Source organism: Mesorhizobium shangrilense, assembly GCF_040537815.1.
In the GTDB taxonomy this organism is placed as follows: Bacteria; Pseudomonadota; Alphaproteobacteria; order Rhizobiales; family Rhizobiaceae; genus Mesorhizobium; species Mesorhizobium shangrilense.
This window is the reverse complement of record NZ_JBEWSZ010000001.1, coordinates 1,436,764-1,452,170: the sequence shown is the minus strand read 5'-3', so window position 1 is coordinate 1,452,170 and position 15,407 is coordinate 1,436,764. Positions and strand designations below refer to the sequence as shown.

The 15,407-nt window shown below is 61.0% G+C and carries 18 protein-coding genes; 10 read left to right on the top strand and 8 right to left on the bottom strand.

What is annotated here, in order from left to right:
* Positions 1 to 100: 100 nt before the first annotated feature.
* The 4 genes from ABVQ20_RS07290 to ABVQ20_RS07275 are packed head-to-tail and all read left to right on the top strand — an operon-like array spanning position 101 to position 2,854.
* A complete protein-coding gene (locus ABVQ20_RS07290) occupies positions 101 to 970 on the top strand; it encodes an NAD(P)-dependent oxidoreductase (RefSeq protein WP_354458868.1) in 870 nt (289 codons plus the stop codon).
* Between the two features lie 9 nt (positions 971 to 979).
* Positions 980 to 1,693, top strand: coding sequence for a DNA alkylation repair protein (locus ABVQ20_RS07285; RefSeq protein ID WP_354458867.1), 714 nt, complete (start codon positions 980 to 982; stop codon positions 1,691 to 1,693).
* Positions 1,690 to 2,229, top strand: coding sequence for a GNAT family N-acetyltransferase (locus ABVQ20_RS07280; RefSeq protein WP_354458866.1), 540 nt, complete (start codon positions 1,690 to 1,692; stop codon positions 2,227 to 2,229). Before ABVQ20_RS07285 ends, ABVQ20_RS07280 begins: the two co-directional genes overlap by 4 nt.
* Before the next feature lie 49 nt (positions 2,230 to 2,278).
* Positions 2,279 to 2,854: a DUF3299 domain-containing protein gene (locus ABVQ20_RS07275; protein WP_354458865.1), complete on the top strand. Its 576-nt coding sequence runs from the start codon at positions 2,279 to 2,281 to the stop codon at positions 2,852 to 2,854.
* A 21-nt stretch (positions 2,855 to 2,875) separates the two neighbouring features.
* Here ABVQ20_RS07275 and ABVQ20_RS07270 read toward each other — a convergent pair whose 3' ends face one another.
* From ABVQ20_RS07270 to ABVQ20_RS07255, 4 genes are all read right to left on the bottom strand, one after another.
* Positions 2,876 to 3,367, bottom strand: coding sequence for an Lrp/AsnC family transcriptional regulator (locus tag ABVQ20_RS07270; protein ID WP_006333679.1), 492 nt, complete (start codon positions 3,365 to 3,367; stop codon positions 2,876 to 2,878).
* A gap of 108 nt (positions 3,368 to 3,475) precedes the next feature.
* Positions 3,476 to 4,156 carry a uracil-DNA glycosylase family protein gene (locus ABVQ20_RS07265; protein WP_354458864.1) on the bottom strand — a complete coding sequence of 227 codons (681 nt, stop codon included), beginning with the start codon at positions 4,154 to 4,156 and terminating at the stop codon, positions 3,476 to 3,478.
* On the bottom strand, positions 4,096 to 4,707 hold the full coding sequence (locus tag ABVQ20_RS07260) for a glutathione S-transferase (RefSeq protein ID WP_354458863.1): 612 nt from the start codon (positions 4,705 to 4,707) through the stop codon (positions 4,096 to 4,098). The genes ABVQ20_RS07265 and ABVQ20_RS07260 overlap by 61 nt, the downstream gene beginning before the upstream one ends.
* Positions 4,708 to 4,750: 43 nt before the next feature.
* Complete coding sequence (locus ABVQ20_RS07255; RefSeq protein WP_354458862.1) at positions 4,751 to 5,374, bottom strand: thermonuclease family protein; 624 nt, start codon at positions 5,372 to 5,374, stop codon at positions 4,751 to 4,753.
* Positions 5,375 to 5,449: 75 nt separating this feature from the next.
* Here ABVQ20_RS07255 and ABVQ20_RS07250 point away from each other — a divergent pair, with 75 nt between their 5' ends.
* Complete coding sequence (locus ABVQ20_RS07250; RefSeq protein ID WP_354458861.1) at positions 5,450 to 6,973, top strand: sensor histidine kinase; 1,524 nt, start codon at positions 5,450 to 5,452, stop codon at positions 6,971 to 6,973.
* A gap of 4 nt (positions 6,974 to 6,977) precedes the next feature.
* Here ABVQ20_RS07250 and ABVQ20_RS07245 read toward each other — a convergent pair whose 3' ends face one another.
* Positions 6,978 to 7,976, bottom strand: a complete 999-nt coding sequence (locus tag ABVQ20_RS07245; protein WP_354458860.1) for a nicotinate-nucleotide--dimethylbenzimidazole phosphoribosyltransferase — start codon at positions 7,974 to 7,976, stop codon at positions 6,978 to 6,980.
* 180 nt (positions 7,977 to 8,156) lie between these two features.
* Here ABVQ20_RS07245 and ABVQ20_RS07240 point away from each other — a divergent pair, with 180 nt between their 5' ends.
* Together ABVQ20_RS07240 and ABVQ20_RS07235 are read left to right on the top strand one after the other, a co-directional pair.
* Entirely contained in the window at positions 8,157 to 8,390 is a 234-nt protein-coding gene (locus tag ABVQ20_RS07240) for a DUF1289 domain-containing protein (RefSeq protein WP_354458859.1), read from the top strand.
* Between the two features lie 13 nt (positions 8,391 to 8,403).
* On the top strand, positions 8,404 to 9,108 hold the full coding sequence (locus tag ABVQ20_RS07235; protein WP_354458858.1) for a TIGR02281 family clan AA aspartic protease: 705 nt from the start codon (positions 8,404 to 8,406) through the stop codon (positions 9,106 to 9,108).
* Between the two features lie 3 nt (positions 9,109 to 9,111).
* Here the strand turns inward: ABVQ20_RS07235 and dusA are convergent, their stop codons facing one another.
* The gene (gene dusA / locus ABVQ20_RS07230) at positions 9,112 to 10,101 is read right to left on the bottom strand and encodes a tRNA dihydrouridine(20/20a) synthase DusA (protein ID WP_354458857.1); all 990 of its coding nucleotides are present in this window, start codon (positions 10,099 to 10,101) and stop codon (positions 9,112 to 9,114) included.
* 277 nt (positions 10,102 to 10,378) lie between these two features.
* On the opposite strand from dusA, the gene ABVQ20_RS07225 reads away from it, so the two are divergent.
* Positions 10,379 to 10,792: a hypothetical protein gene (locus ABVQ20_RS07225; RefSeq protein ID WP_354458856.1), complete on the top strand. Its 414-nt coding sequence runs from the start codon at positions 10,379 to 10,381 to the stop codon at positions 10,790 to 10,792.
* 537 nt (positions 10,793 to 11,329) lie between these two features.
* Positions 11,330 to 11,944: a hypothetical protein gene (locus ABVQ20_RS07220; protein ID WP_354458855.1), complete on the top strand. Its 615-nt coding sequence runs from the start codon at positions 11,330 to 11,332 to the stop codon at positions 11,942 to 11,944.
* Positions 11,945 to 12,129: 185 nt separating this feature from the next.
* On the opposite strand, the gene ABVQ20_RS07215 is transcribed toward ABVQ20_RS07220, so the two are convergent.
* Positions 12,130 to 12,834: a hypothetical protein gene (locus ABVQ20_RS07215; protein WP_354458854.1), complete on the bottom strand. Its 705-nt coding sequence runs from the start codon at positions 12,832 to 12,834 to the stop codon at positions 12,130 to 12,132.
* Positions 12,835 to 13,737: 903 nt separating this feature from the next.
* On the opposite strand from ABVQ20_RS07215, the gene ABVQ20_RS07210 reads away from it, so the two are divergent.
* The gene (locus ABVQ20_RS07210; RefSeq protein WP_354458853.1) at positions 13,738 to 14,904 is read left to right on the top strand and encodes a PP2C family protein-serine/threonine phosphatase; all 1,167 of its coding nucleotides are present in this window, start codon (positions 13,738 to 13,740) and stop codon (positions 14,902 to 14,904) included.
* A gap of 131 nt (positions 14,905 to 15,035) precedes the next feature.
* On the opposite strand, the gene ABVQ20_RS07205 is transcribed toward ABVQ20_RS07210, so the two are convergent.
* Positions 15,036 to 15,407: a response regulator gene (locus ABVQ20_RS07205; RefSeq protein WP_354458852.1), complete on the bottom strand. Its 372-nt coding sequence runs from the start codon at positions 15,405 to 15,407 to the stop codon at positions 15,036 to 15,038.

The following is a 15,407-nucleotide window of genomic DNA, read 5'->3' as shown; positions in this document are numbered from 1 at the left end:
CTGCTGGGCCAGTCGATCAGCGTGCGCGCGTCTTGACGAATTGAGCGCAGGGCCTAGAGCTTTCGCAGCAAATTCCGTTTTCATTCTGAAGGGCAAGCTCATGGCATCTGTGGCATTTCTCGGTCTTGGCGTCATGGGCTATCCGATGGCCGGACACCTGAAAAACAAGGGCGGCCACGATGTCACCGTTTACAACCGTACCAAGGCGAAAGCCGAGCAATGGGTTGGCCAGCATGGCGACACCTTTGCCGTAACGCCGGCGGAGGCGGCCAAGGGCAAGGACTTCGTTTTTTCCTGCGTCGGCAACGACGATGATCTGCGCGCGGTGACGATCGGCCCGGACGGCGCGTTCCAGGCGATGAAGAAGGGTTCGGTGTTCATCGACAACACGACAGCATCTGCGGAGGTCGCCCGTGAATTGGCGGCGGAGGCGAAAGCTCGCGGCTTCTCGTTCCTTGACGCGCCTGTCTCCGGGGGCCAGGCCGGCGCCGAGAGCGGTGTGCTGACGGTGATGGTCGGCGGCGAGCAGGAAGCCTTCGACGAGGCCCGGCCGGTCATCGACGCCTTTGCGCGCATGGTCGGGCTGATGGGCTCGGCAGGTGCCGGGCAGCTCACCAAGATGATCAACCAGATCTGCATTGCCGGATTGGTGCAGGGCCTGTCGGAAGGCATCCACTTCGGCAAGAAGGCCGGCCTCGACATCGAAAAGGTCATCGAGGTGATTTCGAAGGGCGCGGCCGGCTCCTGGCAGATGGAAAACCGCCACAAGACGATGAATGCCGGCAAATACGATTTTGGTTTCGCCGTCGACTGGATGCGCAAGGACCTCGGCATCTGCCTGGCTGAGGCCGACCGCAATGGCGCCAGGCTGCCGGTAACCGCACTTGTCGACCAGTTCTACAAGGATGTGCAGGCGATGGGCGGCAAGCGCTGGGATACGTCGTCGCTGCTGGCACGCCTGGAGAAGTAGGCGCCCGTGGTGGCAGAGCTCTCACCCCTATCCAGCGCGGAGGAGATTATCGCTCATCTGCGCGCGACCGGTTCGGAGCAAAACCTTGCCGGTATGGCACGGTTCGGCATCAACACCGCAACGGCACTCGGCATCAGCAATGCAGTCCTGGACCCTGTTGCCCGACGGGTTAAGCGGAACCACCAGCGCGCGCTGAAACTGTGGCAGAGCGGCATTCGCGAGGCACGGCTGCTGGCCGCCTTCACGGATGAGCCGCAAAAAGTCACTGTCGAACAATGCCGGCTCTGGGCCGGCGACCTGGGTTCCTGGGAAGTCGTGGATACGGTTTCCTACCTGTTCGCTATGACGCCATTCTGGCGCGAACGTGTCGAAGAGTTCGCCGAAGACGAGCGTGAATTCGTCCGGCGCACCGCCTTTTCCATGCTGGCATACGCAGCGGTGCATCTGAAGAAGGAGCCGGACGCGACATTCACGTCCTATCTGCCTCTTATCGAGTTGCATGCCGTCGACGAACGCAATTTCGTCAGGAAAGCGGTGAACTGGGCGCTCAGGCAGATCGGCAAGCGATCCATGGAATTGCATGCCCCTGCCCTTGGCCTGGCGCAAAAACTGGCTGCCGTCAACGACAAGACCGCGCGCTGGATCGGCAAGGATGCGGTACGAGAACTGACCGCCGCAAAAACACTCGAGCGGCTGGCGGCAAAGACAAAGCCCGGGACATGACCGAACTGGATTTCGTTCCTGTCACCAGGAAAACCTGGTCGGATTTCGAAACCCTGTTCGAGCAGCCGGGTAGCCCGAAATTCTGCTGGTGCATGAGCTGGCGAGACCTGCCCGCTCGCCAGTCGGCCGGTAGCGCCGACAAGAAGAAGGCGATGGCCGCGATCGTCTCGGCCGGCACACCGGTTGGTATCATTGCGCGTTCAGGCTCCGAAGTCGTCGGCTGGTGCTCGGTCGCGCCGCGCAGGACTTTCCGGAAATTGTCGCCTGATCAGAACGATGCCGAGAAGGACATCTGGTCGATCGTTTGTTTCTTCGTTGTCCGTGCCCACCGCAATGGTGGCGTCGGCGCCGCATTGCTCGACGCGGCCATCGATCACGCATTGAAGAGCGGCGCGTCCGCCATCGAAGCCTATCCAGTCGATCCGCAGTCGCCCAGCTTCCGCTTCATGGGCTTCAAACCGATGTTTGTCGCGCGCGGATTTCGCGCGATCGGCATGGCCGGTTCTCGGCGAAATGTGATGCGGCTCGACGGTTGACGCTTCCTGATGGTTGGTTCTACCTCATCCCGGCAGAGGAGTGCGATCGATGAGTATCCGTCTCAAATCGACAGCGGCCCTGGCAGCCGTGCTGCTCATGGCCATTGTGCCAGCCAAAGCTATGGCTGAGACCACCCAGATCTTCTGGAAGGATCTGCGCCCGGCAACCCAGTCGGTCGCGGAAAGCGCCGGACTGCCGATGATCGCGGCCAAAATGCCCGACCATGGCGAAACGTTGTCCGTCAATCTGCAGGACAGGACCATTCAATTAGCCGGCTATGCGCTGCCGGTCGACCGTGACGGCGATCTTGTCTATCAGTTTCTGCTGGTGCCCTGGACCGGTGCCTGCAGCCATATGCCGACACCGCCGCCCAATCAGATCGTGCTCGTCACGCCGGCCCAACCCTACAGAATGTCGCAAGCCTACCAGCCTGTTTCCGTGACAGGCGCACTGAAGCCGGACATGGAGAAGAGCCAGCTCTTCATCCTCGACGGCGTCAGCATCATCCAGTCGGGCTACACCGTGCGCAGGGCCGAGGTGGTCAGCGTCGAGAGCGTGCCGGACACCATCACCCTGCCGGTGAACTCGCCTTGGACTATCCTGCTCAACAAGAAGAAGAACTGAGCGTTACGCGCCCGATGTCTGTCAGGCGGCGTTCGCGCCTGACTCCTTGTCCAGCACCATGTAGTCCAGCGGCATCTCGGTCGTATACTTGATCTGCTCCATGGCGAAGGAGGACGACACGTCGCGGATTTCGATCTTGGCGATCAGCCGCTTGTAGAACGCGTCATAGGCGGCAATGTCGGGCACCACCACGCGCAGCAGATAATCGACGTCGCCGCTCATGCGGTAGAATTCGACCACTTCCGGAAATTCCTGGATGACCTCCGAAAAGCGCCGCAGCCATTCATGGCTGTGCGAATTGGTGCGGATCGACACGAACACGGTGACACGCACATTGACCTTTTCGTGATCGAGGATGGCGACGCGCCGCTTGATGACGCCCTCTTCCTCGAGCTTCTGGATGCGGCGCCAGCACGGCGTGGTCGATAGCCCGACTTTCTTGGCGACATCGGCGACCGCGAGCGTCGCGTCCTCCTGCAAGAGGCGGAGAATTTTTCTATCAAGGCGGTCCATTGGGTGCTCCCGGGGGAATAGATTGCTTATGATCTGCCTTACTTCGCCCTTTCACAAGAAAGAAATTCTGCCGATTGCGGAAAAAGCGAGTGATTTCTTCCCGAAAGATCAACCAAGGCGATAGCGGATTTCCGTTCTCAGAAATGGCAGCAATTCCATTTCAAACCACGGATTCTGTTTCAGCCAGCCGCTGTTGCGCCAGGATGGATGCGGCAATGGCAGCACTTTTGTGTTGCTGGGCGCATCCCAGATGGCACGCCAGTCCATCACGGTCTCGGTCAGTGAGGGACGGCGCGTGGCGCCCATATGCCAGGATTGCGCATAGATGCCTATGGTCAGCACAAGGTCGATTCGCGGCATCAGCGCCATCAAGGGCGCGCGCCATGCCGGCGCGCATTCGCGGCGCGGCGGCAGGTCGCCGCCTTTTGCATCCTGGCCGGGAAAGCAGAAGCCCATCGGCACGATGGCGAACTTTTCGATGTCATAGAACTCTTCGCTGCTGACACCCAGCCAGCTCCGCAGCCGGTCACCTGAGGCATCCGTGAACGGCATACCGGTGATGTGGACTTTTGTGCCAGGCGCTTGGCTGGCGATCAGGATACGGGCGCTCGAGGACGGGCGCAGTACCGGGCGCGGCTCATGCGGCAGCGGCCGGCCGATCGGATTTTCGACGCAGATGCGGCAGGCGCGAACTGTTGCCGCGAAACTATCCAGCTCAGCACTCATGCTCAGGCGGCGGCGCTCGGCCGGCTCGAAACGGCCTGGTACCAGCGCAGCACATTGGTGCAATCTTCCGGCACCTTGATGCGCGCCGGCTTCATGAAATCGATGGCGATCAGCCCGGTAATGTCGGCGATCGAATAGGTGTCTCCGGCCACGAATTGCCGGTCTGCCAGTTCGCTATCGAGAACCTTCAGGAATTCAACGGCTTTCGGCTTGTTGGCCTCGCCCCATTCGGGAATTTGCGGGACTTCCCATTCCTTCATGGCCGGATGGATGTGACGAAAGGCCTGCGCGACACAGGAGAGAAGATTGAACTCCATGCGCCTTTGCCACATCTCCACCTGCGCCTTGCCGACAGCGCCGCGCCCGAACAGCGCCGGCTCCGGATGCAACTCCTCGAAATAGCGGCAGATGGCGACCGATTCGGTAATGACGGTGCCGTCATCGAGTTCGAGCACAGGCAGCCGCCGAAGCGGATTGCGCGAACTGACCGCCTCCTGCCTGTGCTCCAGCGCCCCCATGTCGACTGGCACCAGCGGAACCTCGAGACCCTTTTCGGCCAGGAAGACGCGAACTCGTCTTGGGTTGGGCGCGCGCCCGCCGTCGAAAAGCCTCATCAAGTCCTCCCTGCCATTGTCCGTCCGAATTATAGGGTGCCTGTCACCAGAAGCGAAAAATTTCTCGCAAGGCATCGCCGACCGAAGCCAGACTGCCGTGCTTTCTCTCGGCCAGTTGGCCATTGTGGCTTGCGCGCCAGGTCTGCGGCTGATCGAAGGTGCCGGCCCAGATGCCGGCCTTGCCGACTCGTGCCACCGCTTCCTCGGTTTCGAAATCGCCATAGGCGACCGCCCAGCCCGCAGCCACCTGCGAACGGTTGAGGTCCACGCCGCCTGCCTGGCAGTCGCCCAGCAGCCTGCCATAGCGGTCGCGCTGCCAGCCGATGCAGGAAACGGGCCTGCCGGCGATCAACCGCACCAGCGACTGGCGTGAGAGCTTGCCGCAAGGATAGTCGGCGCCATCCCTGCGACAGGTCTGCGAATACTCGGGCGCATCGATGCCACGCATCCGGATGCGCTCGCCGCCGAGCGTGATCGAATCGCCGTCCGCGACGACAGCAACCCCTTCCGTCTTTCGCGTCTCCATCCGGTCGAGGCGCACCGCCAACAGGATGAGCAGACCGAGGAGGAGGACGGTCAGGCCATAATCGCCCAGCTTGCGCCACGGGCTTCTCGGAGATGGCGGAATATATCGCCGCCGCGACCTCCCGGACCAGGAACGGCTCATATGGCAAACCGTTGGTTAATCATTCGAACGTAGCTTAACACTTTGAAACCGCTGCCCGCATGAATTGAAGTTTCCATGCCCTTGCAACGCTCGAACACAGCGGACAAGTTTATCGTGGACCGCAGGAAACGCCATCGTAACAGCGACGTGGCGCGCGCGGTGCGCAAGACGCGCGACCGTCTTTCGCAGCAAGCTGGCAATCCCCACTTCGATCGAGAACTGCTGAAGCTGCATGCTCGCGCCATGGTCAGTGGCGCCATAGCTATGCCACTGATCGTCCTGGCCATAGCGGCGGTGGGGCTGCTGGCCGGCATGAGCAGGGAGATCGGCGTCTGGGCACTGTTCACGTTCATCTGCTACGCCCTCGTCGCGTTCATGGCACGACGTGTCGAACGTACCGAAGCCTCCGAACTCAATCCATTTCGAGTGCGCCGGGATTTCCTGATTGGCCATTTTCTCTGCGGCCTGGGTTGGGCCTGGTTCGCATGGCTTGGTTGCGGCAGCTGTCAGACGGACCAGTTCCAGATGATCAAGGCGGTGCTGCTGTTGCTCGCGATGGCCGTAACCGCGGTCATGGCATCATCATTGCGCGGAGCGCTTCTGGCGACTTTTGCCGTTCCCGTGGCGGTTTATGCCTATGCCGGCGGGCGACTATGGTTGCCGATCGAGGTGATCATGGTCGGCCTGCTGGTCATGTCCCTGCCCTTCTTCGCCTATGTGGCGCGCCAGCTTCACCGGTCATCCTTGATGCTCCTTTCGTTCCGCTCCGAGAAGGATGCGCTTATCGCCGAGCTGGAGACGGCGAAATCGATGTCGGACGAAGCGCGGCGTCGGGCGGAAGACGCCAATCTGGCGAAGTCGCGTTTCCTGGCCTCGATGAGCCACGAGCTGCGCACGCCGCTCAACGCCATTCTCGGTTTCTCGGAGGTAATGTCGAACGAGGTGCTGGGACCGATGAACAATCCCACCTACCGCGACTATGCCCACGACGTCCATGAATCGGGACAGCATCTGCTCGACCTGATCAACGAGATCCTCGACCTGTCGCGCATCGAGGCGGGGCGCTACCAGCTCAACGAGGAGCCGGTGATGCTGCTCTCCATCGTCGAGGATTGCTGCCACATGATGGAGCTGAAGGCGCGCAACAAGGACATCCGCATCGTCCAGGATTTTGAGAGCATCCTGCCGCGCCTGTTCGCCGACGAACGGGCCGTGCGACAGATCACGCTCAATCTTTTGTCCAACGCCATCAAATTCACCGCGACAGGCGGTGAAATCCTCGTGCGCGTCGGCTGGACAGCCGGCGGCGGCCAATACATTTCCGTCAAGGACAATGGACCGGGCATACCGGAAGACGAAATCCCCATCGTGCTCTCCGCTTTCGGCCAGGGGTCGATCGCCATCAAGAGCGCCGAACAGGGCACCGGGCTTGGCCTGCCGATCGTGCAGGGCCTGCTCGCCATGCATGGTGGCGAGTTCGAGCTCCAGTCGAAGCTGCGGGAAGGCACCGAGGCAATCGCGATCTTCCCGCTGAGCCGGGTCATGGAGGAACTGCCGGCGCTGCCGACCAAGGTGGTCACCGCGGCGCGCAGGCGCTGAACGCTTAGCCGTGAACCGCTGCCGCCATGCCCGAGCTGGTCAGCGCCGCGGCCTTCACCAAGCCTGCCGCAAGGGCTGCACCTACCCCTTCACCATGGCTCATCCCCAGGTCGAGAATCGGACGAAGCCCAAGCCGTTCGGCAGCCCGGGCGTGCGCTGGTTCGGTCGAGAGGCCGGCAAGCAGGCAGTGATCGAGGGCAGCGGGATTGGCTGCATGCAGCGCTGCGGCGGCGGCGGTCGCCGCAAACCCGTCGAGCAACACCGGGATCTTCTGCATGCGCGCGGCGAGGATGGCACCAGCGATCGCGGCAAGCTCGCGACCACCGACACGACGCAATGCTTCCAGCGGATCACGGAGATTGGCACCGTGGAAGGCAAGGGCCGCGTCGACCACGCCTGCCTTGCGCGACTGCATCGCCGCATCGGCGCCGGATCCGGGGCCTACCCAGTCCCTGCCCTTGCCTCCAAAAAGCGCTGCAAGCAGCGCTGCGGCGACAGTGGAATTACCGACACCGAGGTCGCCAAGGCAGATGAGATCGGTGCCGCCGGCGATGGCTTCCATGCCGAACGCCATGGTGGCGGCGCAGCCGCGCTCGTCGAGCGCCGCATCCTGCGTGATGTCGGCCGTCGGAATGTGCAGCGCCAGGTCGAACACCTTCAGACCAAGATCATAGGCGATGCAGACCTGGTTGATCGCCGCCCCGCCGGCCGCGCACAGCTCGACCGCGTTCGCCGTGGCCGCCACCGGCCGCGGAGAAATGCCGTGACGGGTCACGCCGTGGTTTCCGGCAAAGATCGCCACCAGTGGCCGATTTACCGCAGGCGGCGCACGACCGCTCCAGGCTGCGAGCCACGCGGCGATATCCTCGATTCGCCCCAGCGAACCCCGCGGCTTGTCTGCCTTCGAAAACAGCATACGCACGCGGTCCACAGCCGCCATATCGGCGCCTGGCAGGTTCGCCAGCAGATTGCGAAAATCATCAAGAGGCAGTGCACTGGTCATGTCGGTCCTGATCGTTCGTGATTGCTGAGCGGCATAGCCGCGTTGCCTGATCGGCACAACCTTCCGGCATTGGCGCGAAAGCGATTGCCGGGGGCGGAATCCAGAGGGCTTGCATCGGCCCGGTCGTTGCACCATGTGGGAGTGGAGAAGGTTTCCGGATGGAATCCTCAAGAGAAAGTCATGACGGCCATCGAATCCCCGTGCATCCTGGTTTGTTCAATCGACATGAAAACCGGCTTCTGTTTCGGTTGCGGTCGCACACGCGATGAAATCGGCGCGTGGATCAGCATGACGGCGGAAACGCGACGAGGCGTGATGGCCGAACTGCCTGCCCGCCTGGAAACAGTGGAGCGCCGGCCGCGCCGGGAAACGCGCCGCACGCGCATGGCGCGCGAGCGCGACGCGCTTTCGTGAACGGGGCGCACCGATGAACCGTCTGTTCTGGATATTGATGGCTGTGATCGGAGTGGGGGTGGCCCTGCTCATGTTCAACGATTCCGCCGGCAGCACGTTGGGCGTCGAGAACTATGATTTCGGACGGCTGATCTGGCTTGGTGCGTTTGCCGCTCTCATCGGCTCTGGTTTGCTTCGGTCAGGCAGGCCGATGGGCGACATGCTTAGAAATCTCGCAGCATGGGCGGCAATCGTGCTGGTGCTGATCGCCGGCTATCAATATCGCTATGAATTGCAGGATGTCGCCAGCCGGGTCACGGCCGGTCTTGTTCCAGGCAGCCCGCTTGCGCTGGGCCTGGAGGATGGTCGCGCCACCGTGTCGCTGGACAAGGCGGACAATGGCCATTTCGAAGCGCGCATCCTGGTCAACGGCACGCCGATCCGGGCCTTGGTCGACACTGGCGCGACCAGCACGGTGCTGACAGCCCAGGACGCCCGCGCAGCCGGGTTTGATCCGGACAAACTCAACTTCACCATACCGGTCTCCACCGCGAACGGCATGGCACGCGCCGCGGCCGTAAGGACGGACGAGCTGGCGATCGGCGGTATCGTGCGCAAGAACATGTCGGTGATGGTCGCGGCACCCGGCGCGCTCGGCCAGAGCCTGCTTGGCATGAACTTCATTGGCTCCTTGTCGGGTTTCGACGTGCGCGGCGACCGGATGATCCTCAGGGATTGAGGGTCAGGCGGCTTCGGCCGCCGCCCCGCCGAAATCGACCGCGGCAAAAGCCGTCTTCAGAACCTCAGCCCCCGCACCCGGCTTGGTCGCATCGGTGGACAGTATCTGCCGGTAACGCCGCGCGCCGGGCAGTCCATGGAACAACCCGACCATATGGCGGGTGACATGCCCAAGTCGCCCGCCCTGCTCGATATGGCGCGCTGCGTAGCCCGCCATGGTGTCGATCAGGGTGCCGAAATCGAATGCCCCAGATTCCGTGCCGTAGATCGCCGCGTCAGCTCCCGCCAGGATGCCCGGCGTGTGATAGGCGGCGCGGCCAAGCATGGCGCCATCGACATGGTCAAGATGCCGGCGGGTCTCCTCGAGAGATTGAATGCCGCCGTTGATGCCGATGAATTCGTTTGGCTTTCTGGATTTCAAACGATAGACGCGTTCGTAATCGAGCGGCGGGATGTCACGGTTTTCCTTTGGGCTCAGCCCTTCCAGCCAAGCCTTGCGGGCATGCACCCAGAGCGCGTCGGCGCCAGCTGCAAACACGCCGTCGGCCAGCGCATCGAGCGCCGGCTCCGGGTCCTGCTCGTCGACACCGATACGGCATTTGACGGTGACGGGGATGCTGACAGACGCCTTCATCGCCGCGACGCAGTCGGCCACGAGAACCGGCACCCTCATCAGGCAGGCGCCAAACGTGCCGGACTGGACACGGTCGGATGGGCAGCCGACATTGAGGTTGATCTCGTCATAACCGAACGCCTCGCCGATACGCGCCGCCTCGGCAAGCTTGAGGGGATCGGAACCGCCGAGCTGCAGCGCAACCGGATGCTCCGCGTCATCGAAGCCGAGCAGACGATCCCGCGCGCCGTGGATGACCGCATCGGCCACCACCATCTCGGTGTAGAGCAGCGCACGGCTCGTCAGCTTGCGATGGAAGAACCGGCAATGCCGGTCCGTCCAGTCCATCATGGGCGCTATGGCAAGTTTATGGTGTAACATATTAATTTCATTATCTGTTTATGTCTAAGTCCGTCCAATGCCCGGTGGGAAAGACTGGGTAATTTAGCAAAGGCGCCCGCCCAAACGTAGCCCGATTCACGATTCTGCCGCCGAAACGGAATGACCCTTGCCTATATCGAAGTTTTCACTGCCCACATAGTGCACATGGCACAGCGGCTCCATGGACAAACCCCGCCCTCGCATTCTACTAAAGCGGTCGCGGGCACGCACCACATGAGTCTGACGCGAGCCGCGATTTCAGTCCAAAGGGAAAAGCATGCGCATTCGGTCGATGATGATGGGGGCAGCAGCCTTGGTGGCGGTTGGGACGTTCGCTGTGCACGCACAGGCCGAAGGGTTCGAAAACATCGTGCTGTCCGCAAGCGAGGACGCGAAAGAGACTCAGACTACATTTGCACCGGATACGGCCAAGATCTTCCTCTCCGCCGACCTGACCGAGGCAGTGGCCTCGGGATCGAAGCTAACCGTGAGCTGGATTTCCGTGGATTCGGGCGGTGTTGCGCCGGCGAACTACAAGATCGACGAGGTCAGCTTCGAAATCGGCAAGATCGAAAACCATGTCGACTCCTCGATGACCAGGCCGGATGCCGGCTGGCCGGTCGGCACCTATCAGGTGCAGATCGCCGTTGACGGCACGATGAAGGAAGCGGTCGACTTTTCCGTGAAGTGACCGACGCGTCAGGTGGCCCCTACTCCACGAGTAGGGCGTCGCAGCCCGGCATCGCTGTCGTCGATCGGCTGATCAAGGTGCTGTTCTGCCAGCCTTGCCGTGAGGCGGAGCGCCCCGATCGTAACATCTCGTTCACAAGCCATCCGAAGACGCTAGGGCAGCGCTAGACAGCGCGGCGGACAATTATTCACCCGCAGAGAAATGGCTGGTGCAGGGGATGCTTGGATTAAAAGCGGGCCGCACCAGCCATTACGGGATTGGGCAACAGTCCTCCCACGGTGCCTAACTTGTAGTAACGTTAACAATAACCAAACCAATACTGAAGCCCCAGCCCTGCCCCGTGGCGGCCAGCAGCGGGAGCGGAATCGCGACCGGAAGCCGACTTTCCGAGGGCGCGCCAAGGCAGCGGCCCGGCACCTATGTTGGGATGACTAGGACATCTTCGCCGTGACCGCGCCGCGCGAGGCTACATCGCCTTTGACGCAACGAAACCCAAGGGGCTAAAAGGACAACGGTTCAAATTGCAGGGAGAGCAAGATGGCGATCAAGAAAGTGCAAGCGGAAGCGGCGATCAAGGCGCTCGTTGCGTGTAAGGCTGCCGAAATGTTCGACAAGATCAGGGGCAACCAACACTCGATGGAGAAACATTTCTCGAAAAAGACCGCGCATGAGGCGGCTGTTTCGACAGGCTATCCGCAAGGCTATTTCAAGCGGCAGAAGGGTGTGGTCTTCATTTCATCAGAAGACCTTCAACGTCCAGGGCTCTCCCAAAAGACGTACGGCAAGGCGCTGGCTGCGGTGGGAGCAAAGAAGAAAGCAGATTTCGGAAAGAAGCTCGGGAGCCGGCAGATCACCGTGATCGAAAAGAGCCCAGCGGGTAAGGACGACATTCTCGAACTGGTCAACGCGGTCATCTCATCGGATGCTTGCGAATTGCGCGAGAACAACGTCGATGCGATGACTCGGTTTTTGGCAGTTGCCCCAATTCCCAGAGGCTTTTACGGGCGATCGATTGATAACCAGGGGCAGAAAGCGACGGATTGCAACAAGGCAGTCTTGGTCATCAACGCGCTATCCACGTCGAACCCCCAGATCGTTACCATATTCCCTGCCAATGATCAGTACGCGAACGCGTGCCCTTTGCTGACATAGTCAAGCAGACAATCCATCGAGATGATCGATCCGGAAGGGATGTATCGCGTCAGGGTGCGGGGATTCGCTCGACGGCTTCGGCGCGCGCGAGCGATTGGTCGATCCAGATAGCGGCGGAACGATAGGTTGCGGTCATCAGGATAAGGGCAGGGAAAGATCAGCATCATTCCGCAATAGCGCCAATGCTACTGCGGGGGTATCAGCTTGCTGACAGCATCCCGGGCCATCATTCCCCAATTCATGTTGGGCGGAAACGAACGGAAATAGTTGTAATAAAGCTTGCTGGCATTGCCGTATCTCCGACGCACGTCCTCCGTTTTCGTCTTATCCCGGTGAGACTCATACAGCGTATGACCGAGCCCGCCCGGCACCAGCGGATAGGTCGCTTTCATCATCGCTTCCAGATGGGGTAAGGCGTCGCGGAACTCCTTCAGCGACTTCGCGTACATGAGAGCCGGCGTGTTGATCTGGATCTCGCCTTTATTGCCGCCGGATGAAACGAACACGGTGATGCCGGAATAGCCGGCGGTGTTGAGCGCGCCGAGGGTGATTTTCTCCTCGAATACCGTGAATCCGTTGCTGGCCCGGAAGTGCGCCCTTACGGCGTTGATCGCGTTGTCGAGGAGCATTGGTGATTCGACCACCAACGTGCAGCGCGCCATGTCCTTGATCTCGAGCCAGTCGCCTTTGTAGTCAGTATTGACCTTCTCGCTGGCCCTCTTGATACTTTTCGCGCCCGTCGGCGGGACCAGGACGACCGCGCCCTTGATAGTGGCCGCTACTTTTTTGGTCTCAGCCACCAGACGGCCCTGCAGGGCCTGTGCGCCCCGATCGACGACCTTGGCCATGATGTCGCTCTGCTTTAAGCGAAGCTCATCCAAAAACGACATAATCGGGTTCCTTCTATTCCGTTGTTACCAGACTTCCTGACCCAGATCTCCTGACGATGTATTGCGTGTGCCGTGGGCGGCAACCTTGCTGCCGCCGTGACCATCCTCGATGGGTGTGCTGGATTCGGAGCACTGTGCGGACATTCCTCACCAAGGCTCTGGCAGCGCTCCGTCTCATTTTTGCAGCACGCCGACCAACTGTTGGATGCGACCGCGCGCCGACTGAGGGTCCGCTCGAACTCTGCGTGGTAACTTGTTCTACACGATTGGATATCCTGGAAACTTTGTCAACGGCGGTCGGATTCCAGGCCAGCGTGGCAGAGTAAAGCATGCCAATGAGCTTGTAGTCCGTCGCCATGGTCGGCTTGGGGTGATCTCCCCGATGCCAGAAGCGGCGGTGGAGGTCGTGGCGGCCGCAATCCATCGCCAAGATGCTTCTATTGGCGAGCGTCGTTTCGACGGCGGGGAACGAAAGGCAACATATTGTCTCGCCGGGTGCTGGCGCAGAGGGACAGGCGAGCGCCCTTAGACAAGCCACCAGAACCTCCCTGCCTCGCAGACACACTTCCCACCGAAGCGCCCTGACAAGTACCGTCCCTGTCGGAGTGGCCGCCATCGACGAAACCAAACTGATACGGCTTGCGGCGTGCGCGTTGGGATTGCTCGGCTGCTACCTATTATTCGACGCATTAGCAGGCGCGATCCGCTCGTCACCGACATGATCGGCTGATCATCGACGCCGCAATTGCGCGGAAGCGAAAATCTGCTAGGGCTAGTGCATGTCGCCCAAAAGTGTGCAGCGGTTTTGGGCAACTGCATGCACAAAGACAAAAACTTGAATCGCGTCGACAGAACCCGTTTCAATGCGACGCGCTTTAGGGTTGACCTAGATTGAGGAGTCCGGTGAACCTCTCCGCAGCGCGCGTCCTTGTCGTCGACGACAATCTCGACAATCGCGATGTGCTCGCCCGCCGTTTGCGCCGGCTCGAAATCACTGAGGTGATACAGGCGGAAGATGGCCTTGAGGCAATGGGATGCCTGCGGTCAGGATCGTTCGATCTGGTCCTTCTCGATGTGATGATGCCACGCATGAACGGCGTCGAAGTTCTGGAAGCGATGAAGGCCGAAGGCCATCTCGAGGATACGCCCGTGGTGATGATATCCGCGGCTTCCGAACTCGATACCGTGGTCCGCTGCATCGAGCTGGGCGCCGAGGACTATCTCCCAAAGCCGTTCAACCCCGCCCTGCTTGCCGCGCGGGTCAAGGCCGTGATTGAGAAGAAATTCCTCAGAGCCGAGAACAAGCGCCAACTCGAAAGGCTGGAGCGCGAGCTGGCGGAAGCATGGGTGCACCAGCAGTCCATGTTGCCGACTGAGTTTCCCGTCGACCTGGCCGTCATTGATATCCACGCGCTGATTCATCCAGCTCTCGAAGTGGGGGGAGATCTATACGACGTCTTCGAAGTCAAGCCGGGGCTTATCTGCATAGCCATCGGCGATGTCGCCGGCAAAGGTACCGCGGCGGCGCTGTTCATGGCCCGTACGCGAAGTCTGTTGCGAGCCGGCACGCTCCAGTTCCAGGCCATCTCAGGACGCACACCACTCCCGTCGGACATCGCATCGCTGGTCAACGAGGAATTGTGCAAGAACAACTCATACTCGAAATTCGTAACGCTGTTTCTTGGCTTTCTCGATCTCGAAAGCGGCAGGTTGACATTCTGCAACGCCGGCCATGTCTATCCCATTCTGGCCGGTAGCGAGGGCGTCAAGGAAATCATCAGCACGCCGGATCCCGCACTCGGGGTGCTCGACGGGTTGAGCTTTTCGGATCATGCGTTGACGATCGCAGTGGGCGACACCTTCATACTGACCTCCGACGGGCTTTCCGACACGCTCAATGGCACTCTGGAAAACTTCGGTACCGAACGGATTCTTTCGGAAATCGACAAGGTAGCCGGCAAAGCGACGGCGGTCGTCGTGGACGCCGTTGTTTCGGCGGCGCGCGCATTCGCCAACGGTGCGGCCCAGTTCGACGATATTACTGTGCTGGCAATTCGCCGCTTGCGCTGACTCTCGCCGTTGCAGGCACCAGGTGTCCGACGCGCACGCAAGCCCCTCGCGTTGAAAACGGAGGCAGTCGACGCGCCCTTGTTTTTGCATGTCGTTGGCCCAAACCTCTACGCACTTTCGGGCGACATGCACTATCTTTTGGGGAGCAAGAGTGCATCGATCTTTCCGAGAAGCCGCTGGATGTCGACGGGTTTGGTGTCGAAGTCGTCGCAGCCCGCATCCAGAGCACGATCCCGGTCGCCAGTCATGGCATGCGCCGTCAGCGCTATAATCGGCAACTGGGCGATCCGTTCGGTGGCTCGAATTCGCCGCGTCGCCTCACAACCATCGATCCCTGGCAAGCCTATGTCCATCAGCACGAGGTCGGGAAGATCGCTATGCGCCCGCGTGACCGCCTCCTCCCCATCGACCGCCATGGTCACCTCATGTCCGTTTCGGATGAGTCGCCGCGAGAGCATGTCGCGATTCATCTCATTGTCCTCGACAAGCAGTATCCGCGCCAT

Coding starts and splice junctions, on each gene's coding strand:
- ABVQ20_RS07270 (WP_006333679.1), bottom strand. CDS start 3,367: ATGGACCGCCTTGATAGAAAAATTCTCCGCCTCTTGCAGGAGGACGCG.
- ABVQ20_RS07220 (WP_354458855.1), top strand. CDS start 11,330: ATGGCGATCAAGAAAGTGCAAGCGGAAGCGGCGATCAAGGCGCTCGTT.
- ABVQ20_RS07215 (WP_354458854.1), bottom strand. CDS start 12,834: ATGTCGTTTTTGGATGAGCTTCGCTTAAAGCAGAGCGACATCATGGCC.
- ABVQ20_RS07240 (WP_354458859.1), top strand. CDS start 8,157: ATGACGGCCATCGAATCCCCGTGCATCCTGGTTTGTTCAATCGACATG.
- ABVQ20_RS07290 (WP_354458868.1), top strand. CDS start 101: ATGGCATCTGTGGCATTTCTCGGTCTTGGCGTCATGGGCTATCCGATG.
- ABVQ20_RS07205 (WP_354458852.1), bottom strand. CDS start 15,407: ATGGCGCGGATACTGCTTGTCGAGGACAATGAGATGAATCGCGACATG.
- ABVQ20_RS07260 (WP_354458863.1), bottom strand. CDS start 4,707: ATGAGGCTTTTCGACGGCGGGCGCGCGCCCAACCCAAGACGAGTTCGC.
- ABVQ20_RS07255 (WP_354458862.1), bottom strand. CDS start 5,374: ATGAGCCGTTCCTGGTCCGGGAGGTCGCGGCGGCGATATATTCCGCCA.
- ABVQ20_RS07280 (WP_354458866.1), top strand. CDS start 1,690: ATGACCGAACTGGATTTCGTTCCTGTCACCAGGAAAACCTGGTCGGAT.
- ABVQ20_RS07235 (WP_354458858.1), top strand. CDS start 8,404: ATGAACCGTCTGTTCTGGATATTGATGGCTGTGATCGGAGTGGGGGTG.
- ABVQ20_RS07245 (WP_354458860.1), bottom strand. CDS start 7,976: ATGACCAGTGCACTGCCTCTTGATGATTTTCGCAATCTGCTGGCGAAC.
- ABVQ20_RS07225 (WP_354458856.1), top strand. CDS start 10,379: ATGCGCATTCGGTCGATGATGATGGGGGCAGCAGCCTTGGTGGCGGTT.
- dusA (WP_354458857.1), bottom strand. CDS start 10,101: ATGTTACACCATAAACTTGCCATAGCGCCCATGATGGACTGGACGGAC.
- ABVQ20_RS07275 (WP_354458865.1), top strand. CDS start 2,279: ATGAGTATCCGTCTCAAATCGACAGCGGCCCTGGCAGCCGTGCTGCTC.
- ABVQ20_RS07250 (WP_354458861.1), top strand. CDS start 5,450: ATGCCCTTGCAACGCTCGAACACAGCGGACAAGTTTATCGTGGACCGC.